Raw genomic sequence first — 26629 nt, 5'->3', positions numbered from 1 at the left:
AAATGTAAAGGGCCGTTGGACCATCGAACAACGCCGCGACATTGCGTTGATTAGGGCAGAATGTTGCGTGTGGACAGCATCGACCAGCGAATCATTTCGTGCCTGATGGCCAACGCCCGTTCCAGCTACGCGGAGATCGGCAAGGAGGTCGGGCTGAGCGCCCCGGCGGTGAAGCGGCGGGTGGACAAACTGCTGGACACGGGGGTGTTGCGGGGGTTCACGGCGGTCGTGGACCCGGAGGCGCTCGGGTGGGGTACCGAGGCCTTCGTCGAGGTGCACTGCAAGGGGAACGTCGCGCCCCACGACATCCAGCACCGGCTCGAGCCCATGGCCGAGGTCAGCGCCGCCTACACGGTGTCGGGGGCGGCGGACGCGATCGTGCACCTGCGGGCGGCGGACATCCACCACCTCGAGACGGCACTGGAGCGGTTGCGGGCCGTGGAGATCATCGACCGGACCGTGTCGACGGTCGTGCTGTCCCGGCTCCTGGACCGGCCGATCGCGCCCTAGGGTGCGGTCCATGGCTGAGGTTCTCCTGGAGCACCACGACTCCGTCGCCGTGATCACGATCAACGATCCGGACCGGCGCAACGCACTGACGATCGACCTGTCGCAGCAGCTCGCGGACAGGGTCGAGGAGGCGGAGAAGAGCGCCAACGCGCTGATCGTCACGGGTGCGCCGCCCGCGTTCTGCGCCGGCGCGGACCTCACGCAGCTCGGCAGTTCCAAGGACGAAGGCCTGAAGCGGATCTACCAGGGCTTCCTCGCCGTGGCGAACGCCACCATCCCGACGATCGCCGCGGTCAACGGCGCGGCGGTCGGCGCCGGGCTCAACCTCGCGCTGGCCGCCGACGTGCGCGTGGCCGGGCCGAAGGCGCGGTTCGACGCGCGGTTCCTGCAGCTCGGCATCCACCCCGGCGGTGGCATGACGTGGATGTTGCAACGCCTCACGAACCCGCAGACGGCCACGGCGATGACCCTGCTCGGGCAGATCCTCGACGCGGACGAGGCCGTGCGGCTGGGGCTGGCCTACGCGAAGGCCGAAGACCCGCTGGCACTGGCGGAGGAGCTCGCGAAGGCGGCCGCCGAGGCGCCGGCGGAACTCGTCCGGACCATCAAGGCCACCATGCGCCTGACCGATGCAATGCACGACCACGCGGAGGCGGTCGAGGCGGAGCTGCGCCCACAGGTCGCTTCGATCGACACTCCAGAGTTCGCTGCGAGGCTTGCCGCGATGAAGGCTCGGATCAGCGGGCGGTAGGTGTTACCTTGGGTAACAGGTATCGAGGGTGACGTCCGCCGCATTCGGGTATGCGCAGGTAGTGGTGTGCTTACCGTTGAGTTAAGGACCCGTTGCGGCAGATGGGACAGTTCGTCTCGCCTGGTGGTACACGGCCCGTCTCGCGGGCGGTCCTGGCGACTACCCTCGTGGTGGGGCACGGCCACCCTTGGAGAGAGGTATCGGCGTAGGAATGAGCACTGAGACCCGCAAGCTGGATCGCGTTGTGATCCGCTTCGCCGGCGACTCCGGTGACGGCATGCAGCTCACCGGAGACCGGTTCACGTCGGAAGCGGCGGCGTTCGGCAACGACCTCGCCACGCAGCCCAACTTCCCCGCCGAGATCCGCGCACCACAGGGGACCCTGCCCGGTGTGTCGTCGTTCCAGCTGCACTTCGCCGACTACGACATCCTGACGCCCGGCGACCGTCCCGACGTCCTCGTCGCGATGAACCCGGCCGCGCTCAAGGCGAACGTGGGCGAACTGCCGGACGGCGGCATCCTCATCGTCAACACCGACGAGTTCTCGAAGCGGAACCTGACGAAGGTCGGCTACGACTCGAACCCGCTCGAGGACGACTCGCTCGAGAAGTTCCAGGTCCACAAGATCGCCATGGCCACGCTGACCATCGGCGCCCTGGAGGAGACCGGTCTCGGCAAGAAGGACGCCGAACGCGCGAAGAACATGTTCGCGCTCGGCCTCCTGTCGTGGATGTACCACCGGCCGACCGAGGGCACGGAACGGTTCCTGCGCGAGAAGTTCGCGAAGAAGCCCGACATCGCCGAGGCCAACGTCCTGGCGTTCCGCGCCGGCTGGAACTACGGCGAGACGACCGAGGCCTTCGCCGTCACCTACGAGGTGGCGCCCGCGAAGCTCAACGTCGGCACGTACCGCCAGATCACCGGCAACACGGCGACGGCGTACGGCATCGTCGCGGCCGCGCAGCTGTCGAAGCTGCCCGTCGTGCTCGGCACGTACCCGATCACGCCTGCGTCGGACATCCTGCACGAACTGAGCAAGCACAAGAACTTCGACATCACCACGGTGCAGGCCGAGGACGAGATCGCGGGCATCGGCATCGCCCTCGGCGCGTCCTACGGCGGCGCGCTCGGCGTGACGTCGACGTCGGGTCCCGGCATCGCGCTGAAGTCGGAGACCATCGGCCTCGCCGTCATGACCGAACTGCCGCTGCTCGTGATCGACGTGCAGCGCGGTGGCCCGTCCACCGGTCTGCCGACGAAGACCGAGCAGGCCGACCTGCTGCAGGCGATGTTCGGCCGCAACGGCGAGTCGCCGGTGCCGATCGTGGCGCCGCAGTCCCCCTCGGACTGCTTCGACGCCGTCGTCGACGCGTGCCGGATCGCGCTGAAGTACCGCACCCCGGTGCTGTTCCTGTCCGACGGCGCGGTGGCGAACGGCTCCGAGCCGTGGATGATCCCGGACGTCGAGTCGCTGCCGGACCTCACGGTCGAGTTCGCGACGGACCCCGAGAACTTCCAGCCGTACTCCCGTGATCCGGAGACGCTGGCCCGTCCGTGGGCCGTGCCGGGCACCCCTGGTCTGCAGCACCGCATCGGCGGTCTGGAGAAGCAGGACATCACCGGCAACATCTCCTACGACCCCGAGAACCACGACAAGATGGTGCGCCTGCGCCAGGCCAAGATCGACGGCATCGAGGTGCCGGACGTCGAGGTCGAGGACCCGGACGGCAACGCCCGCGTGCTCGTCGTGGGCTGGGGTTCGTCGTACGGCCCGATCGGTGCGGCGGCACGGCGGGTCCGCAAGCTGGGACTCCCGGTCGCGCACGCGCACCTGCGCCACCTCAACCCGTTCCCCAAGAACCTGGGCGAGGTGCTCCGCAAGTACGACAAGGTGATCGTGCCGGAAATGAACCTGGGCCAGCTGGCGTTGCTGCTGAGGGCGAAGTACCTGGTGGACGCCGTGTCCTACACCAAGGTGCAGGGCCTGCCCTTCAAGGCGGAAGAGCTGCAGGACGTGCTCGCTGACGTGATCAAGGGGGTGTCGGCGTGACTGCCATCGACCTCGGAATCCCGGGCCTGACCGGAGTTCCCACCACCGACGAGAAGCAGACGGCCAGGGACTACAAGTCCGACCAGGAAGTCCGCTGGTGCCCCGGCTGTGGCGACTACATCGTGCTCAACACCATGCAGTCGTTCCTGCCGTCGCTCGGCCTCAAGCGCGAGAACATCGTGTTCGTCTCGGGCATCGGGTGCTCGTCCCGCTTCCCGTACTACATGAACACGTACGGCATGCACTCCATCCACGGCCGTGCGCCGGCCATCGCCACGGGTCTCGCCGTGGCGCGGCCCGACCTGAGCGTGTGGGTGGTGACCGGTGACGGCGACGCGCTGTCCATCGGCGGCAACCACCTGATCCACACGTTGCGCCGCAACGTGAACCTCAAGATCCTGCTGTTCAACAACAGGATCTACGGCCTCACCAAGGGCCAGTACTCGCCCACCTCCGAGGAGGGCAAGGTCACCAAGTCGACCCCGCTCGGGTCGCTCGACCACCCGTTCAACCCGGTGTCGCTGGCGCTGGGCGCGGAGGCCTCGTTCGTCGGTCGCGCGCTGGACTCGGACAAGGCCGGTCTGACCTCGGTGCTGCGCCAGGCCGCGGAGCACCGCGGGTCGGCGCTCGTCGAGATCTACCAGAACTGCCCGATCTTCAACGACGGCGCGTTCGACGTGCTGAAGGACGCGGACGAGGCACAGCGGCGGATCATCAACGTCGTCGACGGCGAGCCGATCCGGTTCGGTCGTGAGGGCGAGTACTGCGTGGTGCGCGAGGGCTTCGGGCTCGCGGTCGCCAAGTCGGCGGACGTGGACGCGTCCGACATCGTGGTGCACGACGCGTCGGACCTGAACCTGTCGTTCGCGCTCTCGCGGCTGTCGACGCAGGACCTCACGCACACCGTCACCGGCGTTTTCCGGCGTGCGGACCGCGTCACGTACGACGACGGCGTGCGGGCGCAGGTCGGCGCGGCCAAGGCCGCCAAGCCCGCGGACCTCAACAAGCTGCTGCACGGCAAGGACACCTGGACCGTGGTCGGCTGACCCCGGAACAGCAGAAAGGCCCCCACCGCGTTCGGTGGGGGCCTTTCTCGTGCCTGTCAGGTCACGGCGCCGGGCGGAAGCCCGCCTTCTCCGCGTCCGCCTCCGTGCGGAACCACACGTCGGCGCGGGTCTCGCCGAAGTTCGCCGACCCCTCGCTGTAGTAGCGGCGGCCGGTCAGCGTGGCCTTCACCGCGAAGTCCGCGGCCGGTGCGTGGCCGTCCGACTTCGGCAGCACCGAACCCGGGCCGAACGGCGAGCGCGGGTTGAAGCCCTCCGGCTGCTGGAACCTCGCCGGCGCGCCCGAGGGAGCGGTGCCGTTCGGGCGGCCGCCGGTGGACGGCGAGAAGCCGACCGGGCGGGGGCGTTGCGGTAGTGCTGCCGGGGCGGCGGGTGCTTCCGGCTTCGGGGACTCGAAGGCCGCGAACGCCGGGAAGCTCTGCTGGCGTTGTTGCGTGGTGCTGCGCCTGGCCTCGCGGATCGGGAGGCCCGCCTCGGTGTGCCGCAGTTCGACCGGGACCGGTTCTGGTTCCGGCTCCGGCGGGGCGGCCAGCAGGGGCTCGTCGCTCGGCACGAACTTCGGTACGAACGGCTGGTCGTTCGACGTGTCCGGGAGCGTGCGGGTCTGGCCGAGGGCCGGCAGCGGCTCGTCGGCGTCGAGCAGCGGCTCGAAGAGCGAGCGCGACCGTTCGGCTGCGGGAGCTGCCGGGGGCGCGGGGGTTTCCGTGCCGTGGGAGAACGCGGCGCCGACGGCACGTGGGGTGCGCTCCGGCGTTTCCTCGGTCTCCACGCGGGGTTCGAAGGCCGAGAACGGCGCGGGTGGCGGGGCGCCGGGCGTCGTGAACGGCTGGGTGAACGACGCCGTGTACTCGGGCTCGACGAACTCCCGGTAGACCGGCTCCTGGTAGGCAGGTTCCTCGTGGGCAGGCTCGTGGTGAACCGGCTCCTCGTGGGCCGGCTCGTCGCGCAGCGAGTGGGTGGACTCCCTCTCGGGCTCCTGCTCCTCGGCGAGCGTCGACTCGAAGACGCCGTTGCGGACGCTCGGGGCGTCGAGGTCGGCGGGCTCGTCGGTGATCGGCTCGATCAGGCCGGTCTGCTCGGCCGGGGACTCCGGCTCCACCTCGGGCTCGGGGTCCGGCTCGGTGAAGCCGTCCAGCTGGCCGGAGAGCTCGTCGCGCAGGGCCGGGTACTCGCCGGTGAGGTCGTTGTCCGGCCAGCTGCTCTCCTCGACGGCGATGAACGTCGTCTGCTCGGAGCGGGTGCCGGCGGGCTCGTCCTCCTGCTCGGCGGCCTCGTCGAGGAACGTCTCCGGTTCCTCCTGCGCCCACACCTCGCGCGGCTGGTAGATGAAGTCGTCCGCCTGCTCGTCGACCTCGGGACCGGCGGTCGGCCGCGGCGACGGGACGCCGGGCTCGGCGACCGGCTCGACGGTGGGCACGTACGAGGTCTGCTCGGCCGGGAGTTCCGGCTCGTCGTCGAAGTCCGCGGCCTCGAGGCCCGACTGCGACAGGACCGTCGTCTGCTCGGCCGGCGTCTCGGCGGGGACCTCGCCCGGACCGAGGCGCTCGAACAGCGACCGCGGGCGGTCGTCGTCGGCCTCGGCCAGTGCCTTCTGCTCTGCCAGCTGCTCCTCGAAGCGGCGCTGGGCCTCGTCGGGCTCCAGGTACTGCCGGACGGGCGCGGACGGCTCCTCGTCGACCTCGGGCCGGGACTCGAGCACGGAGGTCTCGTGTGGAGCGGGCTCCTCGACGACCGGCGGCAGCACCGGTGCGGGCGCCTGCACGGGCTCGCCGAAGTAGGCGGGCGGCTCCACGTACGGCGCCGGTGCCGGAACGGGTGCGGGCGGCGGCGCCAGCACCTCGTCGGTCAGCGACCGCGGAGGCGCGTTGTCCCAGTCGTCGACCTCGAAGTCGTCGACCGGAACGGGCTTCGCCGCCGGCCGGGCCGACTTCCGCGCGTCCCGAAGTTGATCATCGAGGTCGGCGATCTGCTTGCGTGCGGGGCGCACATACACCAACCAGGTGATCAGCGCTCCCGCAACGAAGGACAGCAGGCTCCACAGCCAGACCTGCCCGAAGATGTTCACGGGTAAGCCCCTTCTACGACCACACTCCGACCCCACTCACTCGGAAGGGTGAGCATGGCCAAACTACAGTGCCTTTGATGATGCTCCGTCACTACGCCGTTCAGCGCAAATAACGGGTGGAAAGCCCAGCGTAGAGTGGGATTTTGTGCCCCCTCTGACCACCTCTGCCATCAGTTCGCCAGAACTTCACACCCAGGGGCGAGGGGTCACCAGCGGCGCACTCGCCTACGTCCTTTGGGGCTTGTTCCCGGCGTACTGGCCACTCCTCGTACCCGCCCAGCCGGTCGAGGTGCTCGCGCACCGGATCGTCTGGTCGTTCGTCACGCTCGCCGTCGTCGTCGGGGTTCTCCGGCGCTGGCGGCCCTTCCTCGAACTGTCGGGGAAGGGCTGGTTGATCGTTACCGCAGCGGCCGTCCTGATCACGGTCAACTGGGGCACCTACATCTACGCCGTGAACAGCCATCATGTCGTCGAGGCCGCCCTCGGCTACTTCATCAACCCGTTGGTGAGCGTGGCACTAGGCATGATCTTCCTCAAGGAACGATTGCGCATCACCCAGGTGGCCGCCATCGGTGTGGCCGTGGTCGCTGTGATCGTGCTCACCGTCGACTACGGCCGGCTGCCGGTGATCTCCCTGGTGCTGGCCTGCTCGTTCGGCGTCTACGGGTTGCTGAAGAAGAAGGTGCCGCTGGACGCGATCTCCAGCCTCACCGCCGAGAACGCCGTCATCGCGCCGATCGCGCTGGTCTACCTGCTGACGCTGGGCAGTGCGAACACCTTCGGTTCGGCCGGCACCGGCCACGTCCTGCTGCTGCTCAGCACCGGCTTCGTGACGGTGATCCCGTTGCTGCTGTTCGGCGTCGGTGCGCGGCTGATCCCGTTGAGCACCATGGGCATGCTGCAGTACATCGCGCCGATCCTGCAGTTCGCGTGGGGCGTGTTCGTCGTGCACGAGTCGATGCCGGCCAGCCGGTGGATCGGGTTCGGCCTGGTGTGGCTGGCCCTGGCGATCTTCACGTTCGACGCGCTGAGCAACCGGCGCAAGCAGGCGCTCGCGCCGGTCAGCTAGGGCGGTGGCCGCCGCCCTGCCTCAACGGGTGCGTTCCACCACGTACGTCGCGAGCTCCTCGAGAGCGTCCCGCGCGGCGCACGGCGGCAGCTTGCCCAGCTCCGTGCGGGCACGGTCCGCGTACTCGTCGAGGACCTCGCGCGACCTGTCCATTCCGGACGACTTGCGCAGCAGGCCGAGGGCCTCGTCCACCAGCTCGTCGTCGCTGATCGGACCGGCCAGCAGCTCGGCGAGCCGCGTCTCGGACGGGTCGGCGAGCGCGTAGAGCATCGGCAGCGTCTTCACGCCCTCGCGCAGGTCGGTGCCGGGGGTCTTGCCGGACTCCACGGACGGCGACGCGATGTCGATCACGTCGTCCGAGATCTGGAACGCGGCCCCGATCACCTCGGCGTACGCGCGCAGGGCGTCGATCTGCTCCTCGGTGGCGTCGGAGAACATGCCGCCGAACCTCGCCGCCGTGGCGATCAGGACGCCGGTCTTCTCCTCGATCACCTTGAGGTAGTGGGAGATGGCGTCCTCGCCGGGCTGCGGGCCGACGGTCTCGCGCATCTGGCCGGTCACCAGGACCGAGAAGGTCTCCGCGATGATCCGCGCCGCGTCCGTCCCCAGGTCGGCCGTCAGCCGGGACGCGTGGGCGAACAGGAAGTCGCCCGTCAGGATCGCGATGCTGTTGTCCCACTTGACGTTCGCGGAGACCGCTCCGCGCCGCATGGTCGCCTCGTCCATGACGTCGTCGTGGTAGAGCGTCGCGAGGTGAGTGAGCTCGACCACAGTGGCCGCCTTGACGACCTTCTCGCGGTCCCAGTCGGCGCCGAACTGCGACGCGAGCAGTGTGAAGAGCGGGCGGATCCGCTTTCCGCCCGCCTCCACAAGGTGAAGCGAGGTCTCCGTCACCGGGGCGAACTCGCTCTGCACGACGTCGTGCAGGTTGCGCTCAACCTCGGCCAGGCCGTCCTGGACTACCTCGGTGAGCACGGGGTCCACCAACGCGAACCCCGGTCCCACATGCTCGCTACTGGTCACACCAGCAGACTACGTAGTCCTAGCTGAGGAAGGTGCCGGTACCCGCCCAATCGAGCACGAAGGTGGGCCACAGACCCAGCACCAAGGTCACGACGGCACCCAACGTGATCGCGATCGTGGTGAACGCGCCGGGCACCGTGACGGTCGGGCCGTCCGGGGCCGGGTCGCTGAAGTACATCAGCACGATCACCCGCAGGTAGAAGAACGCCGCCACGGCCGAGGCCACGAGAGCGATCACCACGAGCGGCGTGAGGCCGGCCTCGATCGCCGCGCTGAACACGACGAACTTGCCGATGAACCCGGACGTCAGCGGGATGCCGGCGAGGGCCAGCAGCAGGAACGTGAAGACCGCCGCCACGATCGGCGACCGCTTCGCGAGGCCCGCCCACTGCGACAGGTGGGTCGCCTCGCCGTCCGAGTTGCGGACCAGCGACACGATGCCGAACGCGGCGATCGTGGTGAAGCCGTACGCCAGCAGGTAGAACATGGTCGCGCTCACACCGGGGGCGTCGCCCTCCGGCGTGAGGGCGATCGAGCCGATCAGCAGGAAGCCCGCGTGCGCCACCGAGGAGTACGCGATCATGCGCTTCACGTCGGTCTGGGTGAGGCCGAGGATCGCGCCGATCACCATCGACACGACCGCGACGCCGTACAGCACGCCGCGCCACTCCCACTGCGTGTTCTCGAACGCCACGGTGAGCACGCGCAGGATGCCGCCGAACGCGGCGACCTTCGTGCACGCGGCCATGAACGCCGTGACCGGCGTCGGGGCGCCCTGGTAGACGTCCGGGGTCCAGGCGTGGAACGGACCGACGGCGGCCTTGAACAGCAGGCCCACCACCAGCAGGCCGAAGCCCGCGAACAGCAGCGTGTCGGAGCGGTCCGTGCCGCCCGCGGCCGTCGCGATGGCCGAGAGCTTCACCGAACCCGCGTAGCCGTAGAGCAGGGCCACGCCGTAGAGGAAGAACGCGGACGCGAACGCGCCGAGGAGGAAGTACTTCACGGCCGCTTCCTGCGAGAGCAGGCGGCGACGGCGAGCCAGGCCGCACAGCAGGTACAGCGGCAGCGACAGCACTTCCAGCGCGATGAACATCGTCAGCAGGTCGTTCGCCGCGACGAACGTCATCATGCCGCCGAGCGCGAACAGCGTGAGCGGGAAGACCTCGGTCTGCATGCCGGTCTTCGTCGCCTGGGCGCGGTCCTGGACGGTGCCCGGACGGATCGCGGCCTGCGCCACGAACGCGCCGCCGGGCTCCACCGAGCGGTCGGCGATCAGCAGCACCGAGCCGAAGCCCAGCACCAGCAGCGTGGCCCACAGGAAGAGCGACGGCGAGTCGACCGCGATCGCCCCCGACAGCGTCGAGACGCCCTGCTGGGGGCGCTCCGACGTCGCGTAGAGGATCAGCGAGCCGACGGCGCCGACCAGCGTCACGAGCGTGAGCACGAGCTGCACGGCCCACCGCTGGTGCTTGGGCAGCAAGGCCTCCAGCAGCACGCTGACGCACGCGGCACCGAGCACGATCAGCAGCGGCGCGATGGCGCCGTAATCGATCTCCGGCGCCTCGATCGTCTGCGCCTGAGCGACGAGAAGGTTCACGTCACTTGCCTTCCTGCACGGTGACCGGGTCGGTCACGCCGACCTCGGTCAGCGTCGCCCCGACAGTCGGGGTGATGACGTCGAGCACCGGCTGCGGGTAGAACCCGAGGGCCAGCACGATGACAACGAGCGGTGCCAGGATCGCGATCTCGCGCTTGTCGAGGTCGCCGATCGTGGTCTTCTTCTCCGGGTCGCCGACGGCACCCGGACCGGCCGCGGCACCGATGAGGGCGTCGCCGCGCAGCGGGCCGGTCATGACCCGCTGGTAGAGCCACAGCACGTAGAGGGCCGCGAGCACCATGCCGACCGTCGCGATGATCGTGAACACCGGCTGCGTCGGGAACGAGCCGATCAGCACGAGGAACTCCGAGACGAACGAGTTCGTGCCCGGCAGCGACAGCGTGGTCAGACCCGAGATCAGCAGCATGCCCGCGAGCAGCGGCGCCACCTTCGACATGCCGCCGTAGTCGGAGATCAGCGACGAACCACCGCGCGCGATCACCATGCCGACCACCAGGATCAGCATGCCGGTCGAGATCGAGTGGTTGAGCATGTACGACACCGAGCCCACGCCGGCCTGCGACGTGAACGAGAAGATGCCGAGCGCGATGAAGCCGAAGTGCGCGATCGAGACGTACGCGAGGAACCGCTTCATGTCCCGCTGGCCCGTGGCGAGCAGCGATCCGTAGAGGACACCGGCCACCGCGAGCACGAGCACGAACGGCGCCAGGTTCTTCGACGCCTCCGGGAACATCGGCAGCAGGTAGCGCAGCATGCCGAACGTGCCGACCTTGTCCAGGATGCCGACGACGATCACCGTGACGCCGATGGGCGCCTCGGCCGCGGCGTCGGGCAGCCAGGTGTGGAACGGCACGAGCGGCGCCTTGATCGCGAACGCCAGGAAGAAGCCGAGGAACAGCCAGGTCTGCGTCGTCGAGTCGGCGTCGCGGACCACGGTCACGAGCGTCGCCCAGTCGAACGTGCCCTTGCCGAGCTCGTCCGACGCCATCGCGTAGGCGCCGATCGCGGAGGCCAGCATGATCAGGCCGCCGAGGAACGAGTACAGGAAGAACTTGACCGCCGCGTACTGCCTGCGCGCGCCGCCGTAGCCGCCGATCAGGAAGTACATCGGGATGAGCATGACCTCGAAGAGCACGTAGAACAGGAAGACGTCGGTGGCGGCGAACACCGCGACCGTCACGGCCTCCTGGACGAGGATCAGCGAGAGGTACCCGCCCTGCGAACGGCCGGCGGGCAGCTTCTCCGTCCAGCCGGCGCCGATCACGAGCGGGATCAGCAGCGCGATGACCGCGATCATCACCAGCGCGATGCCGTCGATGCCGAACGAGAGCCGCACGCCGAAGGCCGGGATCCAGTCGACGCCGGTGGCGAGCTGGATGCGCTCGCCGTCCGGGTCGTAGGCGATCCACAGCAGCACGCCGAGCACGAGCTCGACGAGCGAGAACGCGAGCGCGACGAGCTTGGCCTTCTTGTCGTCCTTGCGCAGGAACGCCACCACCAGGGCGCCGACCAGCGGCACCACCAGCAGTGCGATCAGAACCCAGGTCACGAGAACCTCACCACCAGGAGCGCCCCGAGCACGAAGATCGAGCCCAGCAGCATGGACAGTGCGTAGGAGCGGACGAACCCGGTCTGCAGCCTGCGCAACCGGCCGGAGCTACCGCCGAGCAGCGCCGCGGTGCCGTTGACCAGACCGTCGACGCCCTTCAGGTCGAGGAACACCAGCGCGCGGGTGAGCCAGGTGCCCGGCCGCGCGAAGAGGGCCTCGTTCAGTGCGTTGCCGTAGAGGTCCGCACGGGCCGCGCGCACCGGGAACGACACCCGCGCCGGGCGCTCGACCGGCTGCTTGCCGCGGCCGAAGAGCAGGAACGCGAGCCCGGCGCCGACCACCGCGAGCGCGACGGTCAGGATGCCGACCATCCCGTGCGAGATCACGCCGTGCTCTTCCTTGAGCTCGCCCAGCGACGGCTCCAGCCAGCCGGCGAGACGTCCGCCGGAGGAGAGGAACCAGCCGCCGCCGATCGAGCCGACCGCGAGGATGATCATCGGAACGGTCATCGACAGCGGGGACTCGTGCGGGTGGTAGTCCTTGCCGTTCTCCGCCTTCAGGTCCTTCCAGCGGGGCTGGCCGAGGAAGACGAGGATCAGCAGGCGCGTCATGTAGAACGCGGTCAGCGCGGCACCGAGCAGTGCGACACCGCCGAAGACCCACGGGCGCCAGCCTTCCCCGGTGAACGCCGCCGCGATGATGGCGTCCTTCGAGAAGTAGCCCGCGAACGGCGGGATGCCGATCAGCGCGAGGTAACCGAGCGTCCAGGTGACGAAGGTGATCGGCAGGTACTTGTAGAGCCCGCCCATCCGGCGGATGTTGCCCTCGTCGTTCATGCCGTGCATGACCGAACCGGCACCGAGGAAGAGCCCGGCCTTGAAGAAGCCGTGCGTCAGCAGGTGCATGATGCCGAGCGCGTAGCCGATCGGGCCGAGGCCCACGGCGAGGATCATGTAGCCGATCTGCGAGACCGTCGAGTACGCCAGGACCTTCTTGAAGTCGTCGTAGGCGCAACCGATGATGCAGCCGATCAGCAGCGTGACGCCACCGATGATCATGACGACCAGGCGGCCGTCCTCGCTCAGGTTGTAGAGCGGGTTGGAGCGGGCGATGAGGTACACGCCCGCGGTGACCATCGTCGCCGCGTGGATCAGGGCCGAGACGGGGGTCGGGCCCGCCATCGCGTCGGGCAACCAGGCCTGGAGCGGGAACTGGCCCGACTTGCCGCAGGCGCCGAGGAGCAGCAGCAGCGTGATCGCGAGGACCTCGGCCGAGGAGAACTCGCCGACGCGGCTGAAGACCTCGGTGTACTGCGTCGTCCCGAGCTTGTTGAACATCAGGAAGATCGCGATGGCGAGGCCCAGGTCACCGACGCGGTTCATCAGGAAGGCCTTCTTGGCCGCCGACGCCGCTTCGGGCTTGTACTGGTACCAGCCGATCAGCAGGTACGAGGCGAGACCGACGCCCTCCCAGCCGAAGTACAGGGTCACGAAACCGTTGCCCAGCACCAGCAGGAGCATCGCCGAGACGAAGAGGTTGAGGTAGGCGAAGAACTTGCGCCTGCCCTCCTCGTGCGCCATGTAGCCGATCGAGTAGATGTGGATCAGCGAGCCCACACCGGTGATCAGCAGCACGAACGTGAGCGACAGCGGGTCGAGCCGCAGTCCGAACTCGACGGTCAGCGCGTTGACGTCGATCCAGTTGAACAGGTGCAGGTTCTGCACCCGCTCCTCGGGGTTCGAGACACCGAGCGTCGAGAAGAAGAGCGCGAGCGCGTAGGCGAACGACGCGAGCAGCACGCCGCTGCCGAGCAGGTGGCCCCACTTGTCGGCGCGCTTGCCGCCGACCAACAGCACCGCCGCGCCGAACGCGGGCAGCGCCAACAGCAACCAGGCGAAGCTCGCGACCCCGCTGGCGACAACAGGTTCCGTCACCGGTGACCCCTCAGTACTTCAGCAGGTTCGAGTCGTCGACCGAGGCCGAGCGACGCGTCCGGAAGATGGACATGATGATCGCGAGGCCGACGACGACCTCCGCCGCGGCGACGACCATCACGAAGAACGCCATCACCTGACCGTCGAGCGAGCCGTTGATCCGCGCGAACGTCACGAGGCTCAGGTTGACCGCGTTGAGCATGAGCTCGACGCACATGAAGACCACGATGGCGTTGCGCCGCACCAGCACGCCGACGGCGCCGATGCTGAACAGCAGTGCCGACAGCAGCAGGTAGTAGGTGGGGGTCACGACTCACTTCCCTTGAGCGCGTGCGCGTCGGGCTCGTGCGCGGTGCCGGCCACCTCGGCGACGTCGTCCGAGAGCGTGGACTTGTCGGTGGCCTCGATGACCTCGAACAGCGACTCCTCCGCGACGCTGCCGTCGGGCAGCAGTGCGGGGGTGGCCACCGAGTTGGCGGTGGCGAAGACGCCGGGGCCGGGCAGCGAGCCGACCCGCTTGCCGTCCTGGAAGCGCTCCTCGACGAGTTCCTTCTGCGTCTTCTTGGCGGGCTTCCCGTCGCGGCCGACGAAGGCCAGGATCATCGCGCCGAGGGCGGCGGTGATCAGCAGGGCCGACGTGAGCTCGAACGCGAACAGGTACTCCGTGAAGAGCTTCGAGCCGATGTTGCCGACGTTGCCGCCGTTGGTGGTGTTCACCTCGGCGAGGCCTCGGGCGTCGACACCGGTCAGCGCGCGGCCGACCGAACCGACCAGCAGCACGGCGAACCCGATGCCGAGCAACGCGGCCGCGAGTCGCTGGCCGCGGATCACTTCGACGACCGAGTCCGAACTGTCGCGGCCGACCATCATCAGCACGAACAGGAACAGCATCATGATCGCGCCGGTGTAGACGATGATCTGCACGAAGCCGAGGAACGGCGCCTGCTGGATCATGTACAGCACACCGAGGCTGAGCATCGTCACGACGAGCCACAGCGCGGAGTGCACGGCGTTGCGCGCGAAGAGCATGCCGAGCGCGCCGGCCAGGGCCAGCGGGCCGAGGACCCAGAACGCGATGGCCTCGCCCGTGGTGACGGTGTCGACCACGCGCTGCACCGGTTCCGGCTGCTGCTGCGCGAGGAACTGGACCAGGAGGCTCACTGCTGAGCCTCCTTCGCCAGACGCGGGCCGTTCACGTAGTAGTCCTGCTCGTTGTCGCCGAGCCGCATCGGATGCGGTGGCTGCTCCATGCCGGGCAGCAGCGGGGCGAGCAGGTCCTCCTTCGTGAAGATCAGGTCCTGGCGGTTGTCGTCGGCGAGCTCGTACTCGTTCGTCATCGTGAGCGAACGGGTCGGGCAGGCCTCGATGCACAGGCCGCAGCCGATGCAGCGCAGGTAGTTGATCTGGTAGTCGGCACCGAAGCGCTCACCCGGTGAGTAGCGGGCTTCCTCGGTGTTGTCGCCACCCTCGACGAAGATCGCGTCCGCGGGACAGGCCCACGCGCACAGCTCGCAGCCGACGCACTTCTCCAGGCCGTCCGGGTGCCGGTTCAGCTGGTGACGGCCGTGGAACCGCGGCGCGGTCACCTTCTTGACCTCGGGGTACTCCTCCGTCACCACCTTCTTGAACATGGTGCCGAAGGTGACGCCGAAGCCTTTCAGGGACTCGAACATCCCTACTCAGCCTCCTTACCGGTGGTGACGGCTGCCTTGTCCGCGGGGATGTTGGCGACCTTGACCTTGCGCTTGGGCGCTGACTTGGGGACCGCGAGGTCGAGCGGCGGGACGGGGAAGCCCGAACCCGCGAGCGGAACGCCCTTGGTGTCCTGGACCTTCTTGTCCGGCAGCAGGAACGAGACCAGCAGCACGAGACCGACGACGACGCCGAGCGCGATGAGCCGCTGCGCCGTGGAGAGCTGCTGGATCGCGCCGGTGCGGATGACCGCGACGGCCATGATCCAGACGAGGCTGGTCGGGACCAGCACCTTCCAGCCCAGGCGCATGAACTGGTCGTAGCGCATGCGGGGCAGGGTGCCGCGCAGCCAGATGAAGAGGAACAGGAAGGCGAGCGTCTTGATGATGAACCAGAGCAGGCCCCACCAGCCGGTGTTCATGAACTCGCCGCTCCACGGGGCGTGGTAGCCGCCGAGGAAGAGCGTGGTCGCGAGCGCCGAGACCGTCACCATGTTCACGTACTCGGCGAGGAAGAACAGCGCGAACTTCAGCGAGCTGTACTCCGTGTGGAAACCACCGACGAGCTCCGACTCGGCCTCGGGGAGGTCGAACGGGGCGCGGTTGGTCTCGCCGACCATCGACACGACGTAGATCGCGAAGCTGGGGAAGAGCAGCAGGCCGAACCAGCCGGGTGCGAACCCGAGCACGGTCGAGGCCTGGGCGCCGACGATGTCACCGGTCGACATCGAGCCGGTGAACATGATCACCGCGACGATCGACAGGCCCATCGCGATCTCGTAGGAGATCACCTGCGCGGCCGACCGCAGCGCGCCGAGCAGCGGGTACGGCGAGCCGGAGGCCCAGCCGGACAGCACGATGCCGTAGACGCCGATCGAGGAGCAGGCGAGCACCACGAGCACGCCGACCGGGAGGTCGACGAGCTGCAGCGCGGTCTGCTCGCCGAACAGGTTGACCTCACCCGCGAGCGGGATCACCGAGAACGCGAGGAACGCGGGGATGCAGGAGATCACCGGGGCGAGGAAGAACACCCACTTGTCCGCGAGGACCGGGCGGATGTCCTCCTTGAACGCGAGCTTCAGACCGTCCGCGAGCGACTGGAGCCAGCCGTTCGGGCCGACCCTGTTGGGGCCGGGGCGGTGCTGCATGCGCGCGACGACCTTGCGCTCCCAGTTGATCATGAACAGGGTCATGACCACGAGGAAGGCGAAGATGGCGACGACCTTGATCAGGACGAGCCAGATCGGGTCGTCCGCGAGGAGCTTGGCGGTCTCGCCGATCTCCGCTGCGACGACGTGCTGGGTCATGAGGTCCCTCCGCTGACGGAGACGATCGAGCCGTGGCCCGCGCCGAGAGTGGCCCGCACGGTCACGTCACCCGAGTTGGTGGGCAGCCAGATGACGCCCTCGGGCAGGTCGTCGGTCTCGACCGGGAGCGTGATCGCGCCGCGGTCGGTGGAGACCGTCACGTAGCCGCCGGTCGCGAGCCCGAACTGCTGGGCCGTGGCCTCCGCGACCTTCGCGACGACCGGACGCGCGGTGCCGGCCAGGTGCGGCTCGTCGACCTGCAGCGAGCCGTTGCCGATCAGGCGGTGCCACGTGGCGAGCACGGCCTTGCCGGGGCCCGCCGGGGACTGCAGCGGCGCGGCGACGTTCAGCGAGGAGCCGGTGACGGCGCCCTCACCGAGCCGGGCCAGGTCGGCGGCCGAGGCGGCGGGCGTCTGCGTGAACAGGTCCGCGTCCATCTCCACCGCGAGGGTGTCGAGCACGCGGCAGTCCGGCAGCGAGCCGGTGCCCTCGAGCGTGGTGCCGAACTCGCGGCGGCGGCCCTCCCAGTTGAGGTAGCTGCCGGCCTTCTCGACCGCCGGGGCGATCGGGAGCACGACGTCGGCGTGCGCGGTGACCGCGCTCGGACGCAGCTCCAGGCTCACGATGAAACCGGCCCCCGCCAACGCCTTCTCCGCGAGCCGCGGGTCGGGCAGGTCGAACGGGTCGACGCCGCCGACCACCAGGCCGGACAGCTGACCGCTCGCGGCGGCCTCGAGGATGCCCGTGGTGTCGCGGCCGGGCGTCGCGGGCAGCGAGCCCTCCTCGACGCCCCAGGTGCGCTCGACCTCCAGGCGGGCCGCGGCGTTCGCGACGTGGCGGCCGCCGGGCAGCAGGTTCGGCGTGGCACCGACCGCGAGCGCACCGCGCTCACCGGCGCGGCGCGGGATCCACGCGACCTGGGCGCCCGTGCGCTCGGCCAGGCGGGCGACCGCGGTGAACGCGCCGGGGACCACGGCGGCGCGCTCGCCGACCAGGATCACCGCACCGGGCTTGGAGAGCAGCTCGACGACGTCCGACGCGTGCTCCGGCAGCGCGTTGATCGCGTTCGCCTCGGCACCGGGCACGCAGGCGAGCAGCGTGCCGAACGTCTTCTCCACGGCCGGGGTCGTGAACTGGCCGAGGTGGAAGACCTTGGTGCCCTTGCGGGCCGCCTTGCGCAGGCGCAGGAAGACGATCGGGGCCTCCTCCTCGGGCTCGAAGGCGACCAGCAGCGCGGCCGGTGCCTTCTCGATGCCCTGGAAGGTGACGCCGTTGTCCGGGTTGGTGAACACCGTCGTGCCGGACAGGAACTCCAGCTCCTCGGCGCTGTGCGGCCGGGCGCGGAAGTCGATGTCGTTGGTGTGCAACGCGATCCGGGCGAACTTCGAGTACGCGTAGGCGTCCTCGACGGTCAGCCGGCCACCGGTGAGGACACCGACGCCGTTCGCGTCGCGGGCCGCCGCGAGACCGGCCGCCGCGACCTGCAGCGCCTCGGTCCAGGACGACTCGCGCAGCTCGCCGCTCTCCTTGTCACGGACCAACGGCCGCTTGATGCGGTCACCGGTCGTGGCGTAGCGGAAGGCGAACCGGCCCTTGTCGCAGATCCACTCCTCGTTGACCTGCGGGTCGTCGCCGGCGAGCTTGCGCTGCACCTTGCCGCGCCGCCAGTCGGTGCGCTCGGCACAGCCGGAGGAGCAGTGCTCGCAGACGCTCGGCGTCGACACGAGGTCGAACGGACGGGCGCGGAAGCGGTAGGCGGCGCTGGTGAGAGCACCGACCGGGCAGATCTGGATGGTGTTGCCGGAGAAGTAGCTCTGGAACGGCTTCTCCTTGGCCACACCGATCTGCTGCTGCGCACCGCGTTCGAGGAGCTCGATGAACGGGTCGCCGGCGATCTGCGCGGAGAACCGGGTGCAGCGCTGGCAGAGCACGCAGCGTTCGCGGTCGAGCAGCACCTGCGTGGAGATGTTGATCGGCTTCGGGAACGTGCGCTTGTGCTCGTGGAAGCGGGAGTCGCTGCGGCCGTGGGCGATCGCCTGGTTCTGCAGCGGGCACTCACCGCCCTTGTCGCAGATCGGGCAGTCCAGCGGGTGGTTGATGAGCAGCAGCTCCATCACACCCTGCTGGGCCTTGTCGGCGACCGGCGAGGTCAGCTGGGTCTTCACGACCATGCCGTCCGCGACCGTCATCGTGCAGGAGGCCTGCGGCTTCGGCATCGGCCGGCCGCCCATCTCGACCTCGACGAGGCACTGGCGGCAGGCGCCCGCGGGCTCCAGCAGCGGGTGGTCGCAGAAGCGCGGGATGACGGTGCCGAGGCGCTCGGCGGTGCGGATCAGCAGCTCACCCTTGGGGGCCACCACCTCCACGCCGTCGATCACGAGCTTGACGTGGCCTTCCGGCACGACGAGCTCGGTCGCGTTGGGCTTGTCAGGCGCGATGGTCATGCGTTCGCTCCAGCCAGGACCTTGGAGTTCTGGTCGCACAGGGCGAGGAACTCGTCCTTGAAGTACTTGATGCCGCTGGTGATCGGGCTGACGGCACCGTCACCCAGCGCGCAGAACGAGCGGCCGAGGATGTTGTCGCAGACGTCGAGCAACGTGTCGATGTCGCTCGCCGTACCGTTGCCCGCCACCATCCGCTGCAGGATCTGCACGAGCCAGTACGTGCCCTCGCGGCACGGCGTGCACTTGCCGCACGACTCGTGCTTGTAGAACTCCGTCCACTTCATGACGGCCCACGGCACGGACACGGTCTCGTTGAAGATCTGCAGCGCCGTCGTGCCGAGCATCGAACCGGCCTCGGCGGCACCCTCGAAGTCCAGCGGCACGTCGAGGTGCTCTGCGGTGAACAGCGGGGTGGACGAGCCACCCGGCGTCCAGAACTTCAGCGGGATGCCGTCCTTCATGCCGCCAGCCATGTCGAGCAGCTGCCGCAGGGTCGTTCCCATCGGCGCCTCGTACTGGCCGGGCCGCGTGACGTGGCCGGACAGCGAGTAGATCTTCGGACCGGGCGACCGGTCACGACCCATCTCGCGGAACCAGTCGGCGCCACCGTTGACGATGAAGGGAACCGACGCGATGGTCTCGACGTTGTTCACCACGGTGGGCGACGCGTAGAGGCCCGAGGTCGCGGGGAACGGCGGCTTGAGCCGCGGCTGGCCGCGACGGCCCTCCAGCGAGTCGAGCAGCGCGGTCTCCTCGCCGCAGATGTACGCGCCGGCGCCGGCGTGCACGACGACGTCCAGGTCGAACCCGCTGCCGAGGATGTCCTTGCCCAGGTAGCCCTTGGCGTACGCCTCGCGCACCGCCGCGTTGAGGCGGCGGATGCAGTGCAGGACCTCGCCGCGGACGTAGATCGCCGCGAAGTTCGCGCGGATCGCGTACGACGTGATGATCACGCCCTCGATCAGCGAGTGCGGGTCCGCCATCATCGTGGGGATGTCCTTGCAGGTGCCCGGCTCGCCCTCGTCGGCGTTGATGACGAGGTAGTGCGGCTTGCCGTCGCCCTGCGGGATGAAGCCCCACTTCATGCCGGTGGGGAACCCCGCGCCGCCGCGGCCGCGCAGTCCGGAGTCCTTGCACTGCTGGATGAGCTGGTCGGGGTGGGCCTTGAGAGCCTTCGGCAGCGCGGTGTAGCCACCGGTGCGCTCGTAGGTCTCCATGGTCCAGGACCTGGGCTCGGTCCAGCGCTTGGTGAGAACGGGAGTCAGCGGGTCAACCATTTTCGTCCCTACTTCTTTTCCGGCAGGGCGGGGAACTCGGCATTGGACGGCATGGCAGGCGCGTCCCAGCCGCGTTCCTTGGCGATCTGCGCACCGGCCAGCGTCTCCGGCGCCGCCGACGGGCCGTCGAGGTCGGCGTCGCGACCCTCGAAGAACCCGGCGAGCTGGAGCTCGGCCTGCTTGAAGTCGGTGAGCGGGGCGCCGCGGGTCGGGGCGGGCTTCTCCCCCGCCTGCAACGCCTGCACGAGTCCCAGGGCCTTCTCGGGCGTCTGGTTGTCGTAGAACTCGTAGTTGACCTGGAGCACCGGGCCGAGGTCGCACGCGGCGAGGCACTCGGCGTGCTCCAACGTGATCGAGCCCGGCGTGCCCGGCTCGCCCGCGGTCTCCTCGTGGCCCACACCGAGGTGCTTCTTGAGCTTCGAGTAGATCTCGTCGCCACCCAGCGCAGCGCACAGCGTGTTGGTGCAGACGCTCACGAGGTGCTCGCCGCACGGGCGGCGCTTGTACATCGTGTAGAACGTCGCGACCGCGCTGACCTCGGCCTCGGTCAGGTCGAGCTGGCCGGCGCAGAACCGGATGCCCTCCTGGGAGACGTACCCCTCGACGGACTGCACGAGGTGCAGCATCGGGAGCAGCGCGCTGCGGGACTGCGGGTAGCGGGCGATGATCGCCTGCGCCCGGTCCACAGTGGACTGGTCGAACGTGGTGTTCTCAGCTGCCTGAGTCATCGGTCGCAACCACCCATCACCGGGTCGATCGAGGCGACGGCGGCGATCACGTCGGCGACCATGCCGCCCTCGCACATCGCGGGCATCGACTGGAGGTTCACGAAGCTCGGTTCGCGCAGGTGCACGCGCATCGGCCTGGTGCCGCCGTCGGAGACGACGTGGTAGCCGAGCTCGCCGCGCGGCGACTCGACCGGTACGTAGACCTGGCCCGCCGGAACCTTGAAGCCCTCGGTCACCAGCTTGAAGTGGTGGATCAGGGACTCCATGGACTGGCCCATGATCTTGCGGACGTGCTCGAGCGAGTTGCCCATGCCGTCGCTGCCGATCGTGAGCTGCGCGGGCCACGCGATCTTCGCGTCCTCGACCATCACCGGACCCGTCGGCAGGCTCTTCACGACCTGCTTGATGATCTTCAGTGACTGGTGCATCTCCTCGAGGCGCAGCAGGTACCGCGCGAAGCAGTCCGCCGCGTTCGAGGTCGGGACGTCGAAGTTGTAGTTCTCGTAACCGCTGTACGGCTCGACCTTGCGCAGGTCCCAGCCGAGGCCGGCCGAGCGCAGGATCGGGCCGGTGATGCCGAGCGCGAGGCACGCGTCGACGGGCAGGTAGCCCACGCCCGCGAGGCGGTTGCGCCAGATCGGCTGGCCGGTGAGCAGCTTGTCGTAGTCCGGGAGCCGCTTCTCCATGACCTTGACGAACGCGTTGATCTTCTCGACCGCGTCCGCCGGCAGGTCCTGCGCGAGGCCGCCGGGACGGATGAACGCGTGGTTCATGCGCAGACCGGTGAGGTGCTCCAGCAGGTGCAGCGCTTCCTCGCGCTCGCGGAAGCCGGAGGTCATGCCGGTGAGGGCGCCGAGCTCCATGCCGCCGGTGGCTAGGGCGACGAGGTGCGAGCTGATGCGGTTGAGCTCCATCAGCAGCACGCGGATCGCCTGCGCCTTGTCCGGCACCGTGATGCCGAGCAGCTTCTCGACCGACATGCAGTACGCGGCCTCGTGGTGCAGCGGCGCCAGGTAGTCGGTGCGCGTCACGAACGTGACGCCCTGGACCCAGTTCCGGTACTCGACGTTCTTCTCGATGCCGGTGTGCAGGTAGCCGATGACGCTGCGGGCGTGGGTGACCGTCTCGCCCTCGAGTTCGAGCACCAGGCGGAGCACGCCGTGGGTCGACGGGTGCTGCGGGCCGAGGTTCATGACGATGCGCTCGTCGTGGACCGCGTCCGCGAGCACCTCGTCCCAGTCGCCGCCGGTCACCGTGTAGACGGTGCCCTCGGTGGTCTTCCGGGAGTCCGCGACCTCCGGGGTGTGCGGGCTGGTGTCGACGTCGTCCGTGCTGTCGCTGCCGGTCGAGCTGGTGTTCGTCCCGGTGGTGACGTCCGAAAGCCGCTCGGTCATGAGTACGACCGCCTCTGGTCCGGCGGAGGAATCTCCGCGCCCTTGTACTCCACCGGGATGCCACCCAGCGGGTAGTCCTTGCGCTGGGGGTGTCCGTCCCAGTCGTCCGGCATGAGGATGCGGGTCAGTCCGGGGTGACCGTCGTAGATGATCCCGAACATGTCCCAGGTCTCGCGCTCCTGCCAGTCCGCCGTCGGGTAGACCTCGACGAGGCTCGGCACGTGCGGGTGCTCGACGTCGACCGCGACCTCGAGCCGCACGCGGCGGCGGTACGTCATCGACGTGAGGTGCACGACCGAGTGCAGGCGCTGCGGCACGTCGGCGCCGTAGTCCACACCGGACACCGAGCTGCAGAGCTCGAAGCGCAGCGCCGGGGTGTCGCGGAAGATCCGCGCGACCTCCAGCAACGTCTCCGGCCTGAGGTAGAAGGTGATCTCGCCGCGGTCGACCGTCACCTGCTGCACCGTGTCGGCGGGCAGGCCCTTGTCGCCGATGGCGGCGAACAGCTCGTCCGCGACCTCGTCGAACCAGCCGCCGAACGGGCGCTCGGACGGCGCCGCGACGTGGGCGGGCAGGCGCAGGCCACCGAAGCCGGACGTGTCACCGGAGCCGGTGACGCCGAAGAGGCCCTTGCGCTCCTTGCCCGCGAGGATCGGCGCCTTCTCGCGCGCCTCGACGGGGTTGGTCTTCTCGAGGTCCTCCCCAGCGCGGTTGACGCTGGAGTGCTCTCCCCCTGGCTCGGTCACTTCTTCCTCGCAAAACGCTCGGACGACGGGATGAGATCGGTGCGGTAGCCCGAGTCGGCGAGCGCCTTGGCGCGCACGGCGCCCAGCGGCTCGTCCATGATCTTGGCGTGGATCTTGAGGATCGCGTCCATCAGCATCTCCGGCCGCGGCGGGCAGCCCGGCAGGTACATGTCGACGGGCACGACGTGGTCGACGCCCTGCACCACCGCGTAGTTGTTGAACATGCCGCCGCTGCTGGCGCACACGCCCATGGCCAGCACCCAGCGCGGCTCGGGCATCTGGTCGTAGATCTGCCGCAGGACCGGCGCCATCTTGTTGGTGACGCGGCCGGCCACGATCATCAGGTCCGCCTGGCGCGGTGAGGCCCGGAAGACCTCCATGCCGAAGCGGGCGAGGTCGTAGCGCGGACCACCCGTCGTCATCATCTCGATGGCGCAGCAGGCCAGGCCGAAGGTGGCAGGCCAGAGCGAGGACTTGCGGGTCCAGTTGACCAGCTTCTCGACGCTGACCAGCAGGATGCCGTTCGGGAGCTTCTCCTCGAGACCCATGACTTCCTCAGTTCCAGTCGAGGCCGCCGCGACGCCACACGTAGACGTACGCGAAGCCGACCGTGGCGACGAACAGGACGATCTCCACCAGCCCGAACAGGCCGAGCTTGTCGGCCGCTACGGCGAACGGGTAGAGGAAGACCATTTCGATGTCGAACAAGATGAACAGCATCGCCGTCAGGTAGTAGGCGACGGGCATGCGCCCACCACCCACGACCGGCTGCGGGCTCGGCTCGATGCCGCACTCGTACGCGTCGAGCTTCGCCTTGTTGTAGCGGCGGGGTCCGATGTAGGGAGCTGCGGTCACCGAGAACAGCGCGAACGCCCCGGCAAGCGCGAACATCAATACGAGGGGGAGGTAAGGGTCAAGCACGCTCCGTCGTCCTTTCCTCGCGGTCGACCGCACCCTAAGGGTGTTGTTCTCCGACTCGTTTGTTAGGCGAACCTAACAAACGCTTGTGAAACAGTTCACAAGCTTGTTCACACTGTTGTGAAGTGATTCACAAGGTCGCTCGCCAGTGTAGAACGCCTGTAAATGACCTGGATCACAGGGTCTGACCTGGGGGTTTAACTTGACGGACACAAACGAAACGGCACCGGCTCGTATTGAGCCGGTGCCGTCACCTATTCGGAGTAATTTACGCCGTCGGAGCGAGCTTCGTGGCGGCCACGATCAGCTTGTCCATTGCGTCGCCGTCCTTGGGGTCGTAGAGGCCCGCGAGTAGCTTGAGCACGAGTTTCATCAGGCGTTTCCGCGGCATTCCGTACTTCGTTGCGGTCCGCATGATCGCCGGGTTACCGATGAGCTTGGAGAAGACGTTCCCGAGCCGGTAGTAACTGCCGAGCGCCTCCTCGATCCGCACCGGGTAGCCGTGCAGCGCCCGTTCACGGTTGACGCCGGTCCGCGCGAGGGCCTGGACGATGCTCTCGGACGCGATCTTGGCCGACTCCATGGCGTAGCCGATGCCCTCGCCGTTGAAGGGGTTGACCATGCCGCCCGCGTCACCGACGAGCACCAGGCCCGCCCGGTAGTGCGGCTTGCGGTTGAGCCCCATCGGCAGCGCGGCGCCGCCGATCCGGCTGGTGGCGTTCTCCTCGCGGAAGCCCCACTCCTCCGGCGTCGCGTCGAGCCAGCTGCGCAGGAGCTGGCGGTAGTCCGTGGTGCCGTAGGCCTTGGACGTGCTGAGGATGCCGAGGCCGACGTTCACGCTGCCGTCGCCCATGCCGAAGATCCAGCCGTAACCGGGCAGCAGCTGCCCGTCCGGCGCCCACAGCTCGAGGTGGCTCTCAAGGTAGTCGTCCTTGGTGCGCGGGCTGTTGTAGTAGCGGCGGACCGCGACACCCATGGGCTTGGCGTCGTCCTTCTGCAGCCCGACGCTGAGTGCCAGGCGCGCGGAGACGCCGTCGCAGCCCACGACGATCGGGGCCCGGTAGGTGACCGGGTTCTTCTCCGGGCCCTGCTTGGCCTCGACGCCGACCACGCGGCCGTTCTCGATGATGGCCTTCGTGACGGTGGTGTGCTCGTGCATGCGCGCGCCGGCGGCCTTCGCGGCGTTCGCGAGCATCTCGTCGAAGTCCATGCGCGGGCGCACGACACCGTAGTTCGGGAACGTGGCCAGGTCCGGCCAGTCGAGCTCCATCGTGACGCCGCCGCCGACGACCCGGAGGCCCTTGTTGTGCAGCCAGCCGTTGCTCTCGCGGGTGTCGATGCCCAGGTCGATGAGCTGCTTGACGCCTCGCGGGGTCAGGCCGTCGCCGCAGACCTTCTCCCGGGGGAAGGTGCTCTTCTCGAGGAGGAGGACGTCGAGGCCCGCCCTGGCGAGGTAGGTGGCCGCGGTCGAGCCCGCCGGTCCAGCGCCGACGACGATGACGTCGGCGTCCTCGTTGATCCCGCGCCTGCTCATCCAGACTCCCTGCGTGTACCGGTTGCAGCTTCTGTTTCTGACTCTAACCGGACGTTGCTGAGGGTTCTGCGGGAGCGGGTGCGGGTCGTGGGCGGCTTGTGGGGTCGGCTCACGGGCCGGCGGCGGATCCAGCGGGGTCTGCCGGTTCGCGAGGCCTGGTCGCCATGCCAGGCCGCGTGCGTGGTGGTGGCCTGCGAGGGCCGACCGCCCCTATGCCTCGGCGGGCTCGTCCGCCTTCGGCTTCGGCTTGGTGGCGCGGTGCAGCGCGACCATGCCGCCGGTCAGGTTGAACCAGGCCACGTCCTCCCAGCCCGCCTGCGAGATGAGCTCGCCCAGGGCGCGCTGGTTCGGCCAGGTGGCCATCGATTCGGCCAGGTAGGAGTACGCGACCGGGTTCGAGGACACGAACTTCGCGATCAGCGGCAGGAGCTTGAGCAGGTACCGCATGTAGACGAAGCGGAACGGCTTGAAGACCGGGGTCGACACCTCGCAGATGACCATGCGGCCGCCAGGCTTGGTCACGCGCGCCATCTCCGTCAGGGCGGCGACCGTGTCGTTGAAGTTGCGGATGCCGAAGGACACCGTGACGGCGTCGAACGAGTTGTCCTTGAAGGGGAGGCGGAGGGCGTCCGCCGCCACCTTCGGGACCCGGCGGTGCGCGCCCGAGGCGAGCATGCCCACGGAGAAGTCCGCTGCCACGCACCAGGCGCCCGAGGCGGCGTACTCGACGGTGGAGACGGCGGTGCCCGCGGCGAGGTCGAGGACGCGCTCACCTGGGCGTGCGTCGAGCACGCGGCGGCTCCACTCCCGCCAGCGGCGGTCGAAGCCCAGCGTCATGACCGAGTTCGTGCGGTCGTAGCCCTTGGCCACGCCGTCGAACATCTCGGCTACCTCGCGCGGGTTCTTGTCCAGGCCGGCTCGCGACATGTCTAGAGACTAAGTCAGGGTCGCTGAGAT

23 protein-coding genes are annotated in these 26629 nt (G+C 68.8%); 5 read left to right on the top strand and 18 right to left on the bottom strand.

Features of this window, described 5'->3' with window-relative positions; translation table 11 throughout:
• The first annotated feature begins 69 nt into the window (after positions 1-69).
• The 4 genes from ND450_RS35270 (at position 70) to ND450_RS35255 (ending at position 4357) form a co-directional block, all read left to right on the top strand.
• Positions 70-510: an Lrp/AsnC family transcriptional regulator gene (locus ND450_RS35270; RefSeq protein WP_089915782.1), complete on the top strand. Its 441-nt coding sequence runs from the start codon at positions 70-72 to the stop codon at positions 508-510.
• Between the two features lie 10 nt (positions 511-520).
• Entirely contained in the window at positions 521-1261 is a 741-nt protein-coding gene (locus tag ND450_RS35265; RefSeq protein ID WP_253322581.1) for an enoyl-CoA hydratase, read from the top strand.
• Positions 1262-1472: 211 nt separating this feature from the next.
• Positions 1473-3311, top strand: a complete 1839-nt coding sequence (locus ND450_RS35260; protein WP_089915483.1) for a 2-oxoacid:acceptor oxidoreductase subunit alpha — start codon at positions 1473-1475, stop codon at positions 3309-3311.
• Positions 3308-4357 (top strand): 2-oxoacid:ferredoxin oxidoreductase subunit beta, encoded by a 1050-nt coding sequence (locus tag ND450_RS35255; RefSeq protein ID WP_253322580.1) that lies wholly within the window; start codon positions 3308-3310, stop codon positions 4355-4357. Before ND450_RS35260 ends, ND450_RS35255 begins: the two co-directional genes overlap by 4 nt.
• Before the next feature lie 61 nt (positions 4358-4418).
• On the opposite strand, the gene ND450_RS35250 is transcribed toward ND450_RS35255, so the two are convergent.
• Positions 4419-6440, bottom strand: a complete 2022-nt coding sequence (locus tag ND450_RS35250) for a hypothetical protein (RefSeq protein WP_253322579.1) — start codon at positions 6438-6440, stop codon at positions 4419-4421.
• Positions 6441-6585: 145 nt separating this feature from the next.
• On the opposite strand from ND450_RS35250, the gene rarD reads away from it, so the two are divergent.
• Positions 6586-7509 carry an EamA family transporter RarD gene (gene rarD, locus ND450_RS35245; protein ID WP_256557346.1) on the top strand — a complete coding sequence of 308 codons (924 nt, stop codon included), beginning with the start codon at positions 6586-6588 and terminating at the stop codon, positions 7507-7509.
• A 21-nt stretch (positions 7510-7530) separates the two neighbouring features.
• Here rarD and ND450_RS35240 read toward each other — a convergent pair whose 3' ends face one another.
• The 17 genes from ND450_RS35240 to ND450_RS35160 all read right to left on the bottom strand — a co-directional run bounded on the left by ND450_RS35240 (position 7531) and on the right by ND450_RS35160 (position 26599).
• Positions 7531-8514 (bottom strand): polyprenyl synthetase family protein, encoded by a 984-nt coding sequence (locus ND450_RS35240; RefSeq protein ID WP_253328085.1) that lies wholly within the window; start codon positions 8512-8514, stop codon positions 7531-7533.
• Between the two features lie 37 nt (positions 8515-8551).
• Entirely contained in the window at positions 8552-10129 is a 1578-nt protein-coding gene (nuoN, locus tag ND450_RS35235) for an NADH-quinone oxidoreductase subunit NuoN (RefSeq protein WP_253322577.1), read from the bottom strand.
• Between the two features lies 1 nt (position 10130).
• Positions 10131-11699, bottom strand: a complete 1569-nt coding sequence (locus ND450_RS35230; protein ID WP_089915504.1) for an NADH-quinone oxidoreductase subunit M — start codon at positions 11697-11699, stop codon at positions 10131-10133.
• Positions 11696-13633 carry an NADH-quinone oxidoreductase subunit L gene (gene nuoL, locus ND450_RS35225; protein ID WP_253322576.1) on the bottom strand — a complete coding sequence of 646 codons (1938 nt, stop codon included), beginning with the start codon at positions 13631-13633 and terminating at the stop codon, positions 11696-11698. The genes ND450_RS35230 and nuoL overlap by 4 nt, the downstream gene beginning before the upstream one ends.
• A 10-nt stretch (positions 13634-13643) precedes the next feature.
• On the bottom strand, positions 13644-13943 hold the full coding sequence (gene nuoK / locus ND450_RS35220; RefSeq protein WP_030473209.1) for an NADH-quinone oxidoreductase subunit NuoK: 300 nt from the start codon (positions 13941-13943) through the stop codon (positions 13644-13646).
• The gene (locus ND450_RS35215) at positions 13940-14794 is read right to left on the bottom strand and encodes an NADH-quinone oxidoreductase subunit J (protein ID WP_371927491.1); all 855 of its coding nucleotides are present in this window, start codon (positions 14792-14794) and stop codon (positions 13940-13942) included. Before ND450_RS35215 ends, nuoK begins: the two co-directional genes overlap by 4 nt.
• Positions 14791-15306, bottom strand: coding sequence for an NADH-quinone oxidoreductase subunit NuoI (gene nuoI / locus ND450_RS35210; RefSeq protein WP_089915513.1), 516 nt, complete (start codon positions 15304-15306; stop codon positions 14791-14793). Before nuoI ends, ND450_RS35215 begins: the two co-directional genes overlap by 4 nt.
• 2 nt (positions 15307-15308) lie before the next feature.
• Positions 15309-16604, bottom strand: a complete 1296-nt coding sequence (nuoH, locus tag ND450_RS35205; protein ID WP_089915791.1) for an NADH-quinone oxidoreductase subunit NuoH — start codon at positions 16602-16604, stop codon at positions 15309-15311.
• Between the two features lie 23 nt (positions 16605-16627).
• Positions 16628-19075: an NADH-quinone oxidoreductase subunit G gene (locus ND450_RS35200; RefSeq protein WP_253322575.1), complete on the bottom strand. Its 2448-nt coding sequence runs from the start codon at positions 19073-19075 to the stop codon at positions 16628-16630.
• Positions 19072-20352: an NADH-quinone oxidoreductase subunit NuoF gene (nuoF, locus tag ND450_RS35195; protein WP_253322574.1), complete on the bottom strand. Its 1281-nt coding sequence runs from the start codon at positions 20350-20352 to the stop codon at positions 19072-19074. The genes ND450_RS35200 and nuoF overlap by 4 nt, the downstream gene beginning before the upstream one ends.
• Positions 20353-20360: 8 nt before the next feature.
• Complete coding sequence (gene nuoE / locus ND450_RS35190) at positions 20361-21080, bottom strand: NADH-quinone oxidoreductase subunit NuoE (RefSeq protein ID WP_253322573.1); 720 nt, start codon at positions 21078-21080, stop codon at positions 20361-20363.
• Positions 21077-22474, bottom strand: coding sequence for an NADH-quinone oxidoreductase subunit D (locus ND450_RS35185; protein WP_253322572.1), 1398 nt, complete (start codon positions 22472-22474; stop codon positions 21077-21079). The genes nuoE and ND450_RS35185 overlap by 4 nt, the downstream gene beginning before the upstream one ends.
• Positions 22471-23220 (bottom strand): NADH-quinone oxidoreductase subunit C, encoded by a 750-nt coding sequence (locus tag ND450_RS35180; protein WP_253322571.1) that lies wholly within the window; start codon positions 23218-23220, stop codon positions 22471-22473. The genes ND450_RS35185 and ND450_RS35180 overlap by 4 nt, the downstream gene beginning before the upstream one ends.
• The gene (locus ND450_RS35175; protein ID WP_089915533.1) at positions 23217-23768 is read right to left on the bottom strand and encodes an NADH-quinone oxidoreductase subunit B family protein; all 552 of its coding nucleotides are present in this window, start codon (positions 23766-23768) and stop codon (positions 23217-23219) included. Before ND450_RS35175 ends, ND450_RS35180 begins: the two co-directional genes overlap by 4 nt.
• A 7-nt stretch (positions 23769-23775) precedes the next feature.
• Entirely contained in the window at positions 23776-24141 is a 366-nt protein-coding gene (locus ND450_RS35170; RefSeq protein ID WP_030478224.1) for an NADH-quinone oxidoreductase subunit A, read from the bottom strand.
• A gap of 265 nt (positions 24142-24406) precedes the next feature.
• Positions 24407-25672: a geranylgeranyl reductase family protein gene (locus ND450_RS35165; protein WP_089915536.1), complete on the bottom strand. Its 1266-nt coding sequence runs from the start codon at positions 25670-25672 to the stop codon at positions 24407-24409.
• Between the two features lie 210 nt (positions 25673-25882).
• Positions 25883-26599: a demethylmenaquinone methyltransferase gene (locus tag ND450_RS35160; protein WP_253322570.1), complete on the bottom strand. Its 717-nt coding sequence runs from the start codon at positions 26597-26599 to the stop codon at positions 25883-25885.
• Positions 26600-26629: the final 30 nt, after the last annotated feature.

It is taken from the genome of Lentzea sp. HUAS12, assembly GCF_024125735.1.
In the GTDB taxonomy this organism is placed as follows: domain Bacteria; phylum Actinomycetota; class Actinomycetes; order Mycobacteriales; family Pseudonocardiaceae; genus Lentzea; species Lentzea albida.
The sequence above is the reverse complement of the archived record's forward strand: the minus strand, read 5'-3'. Positions and strand labels throughout refer to the sequence as shown.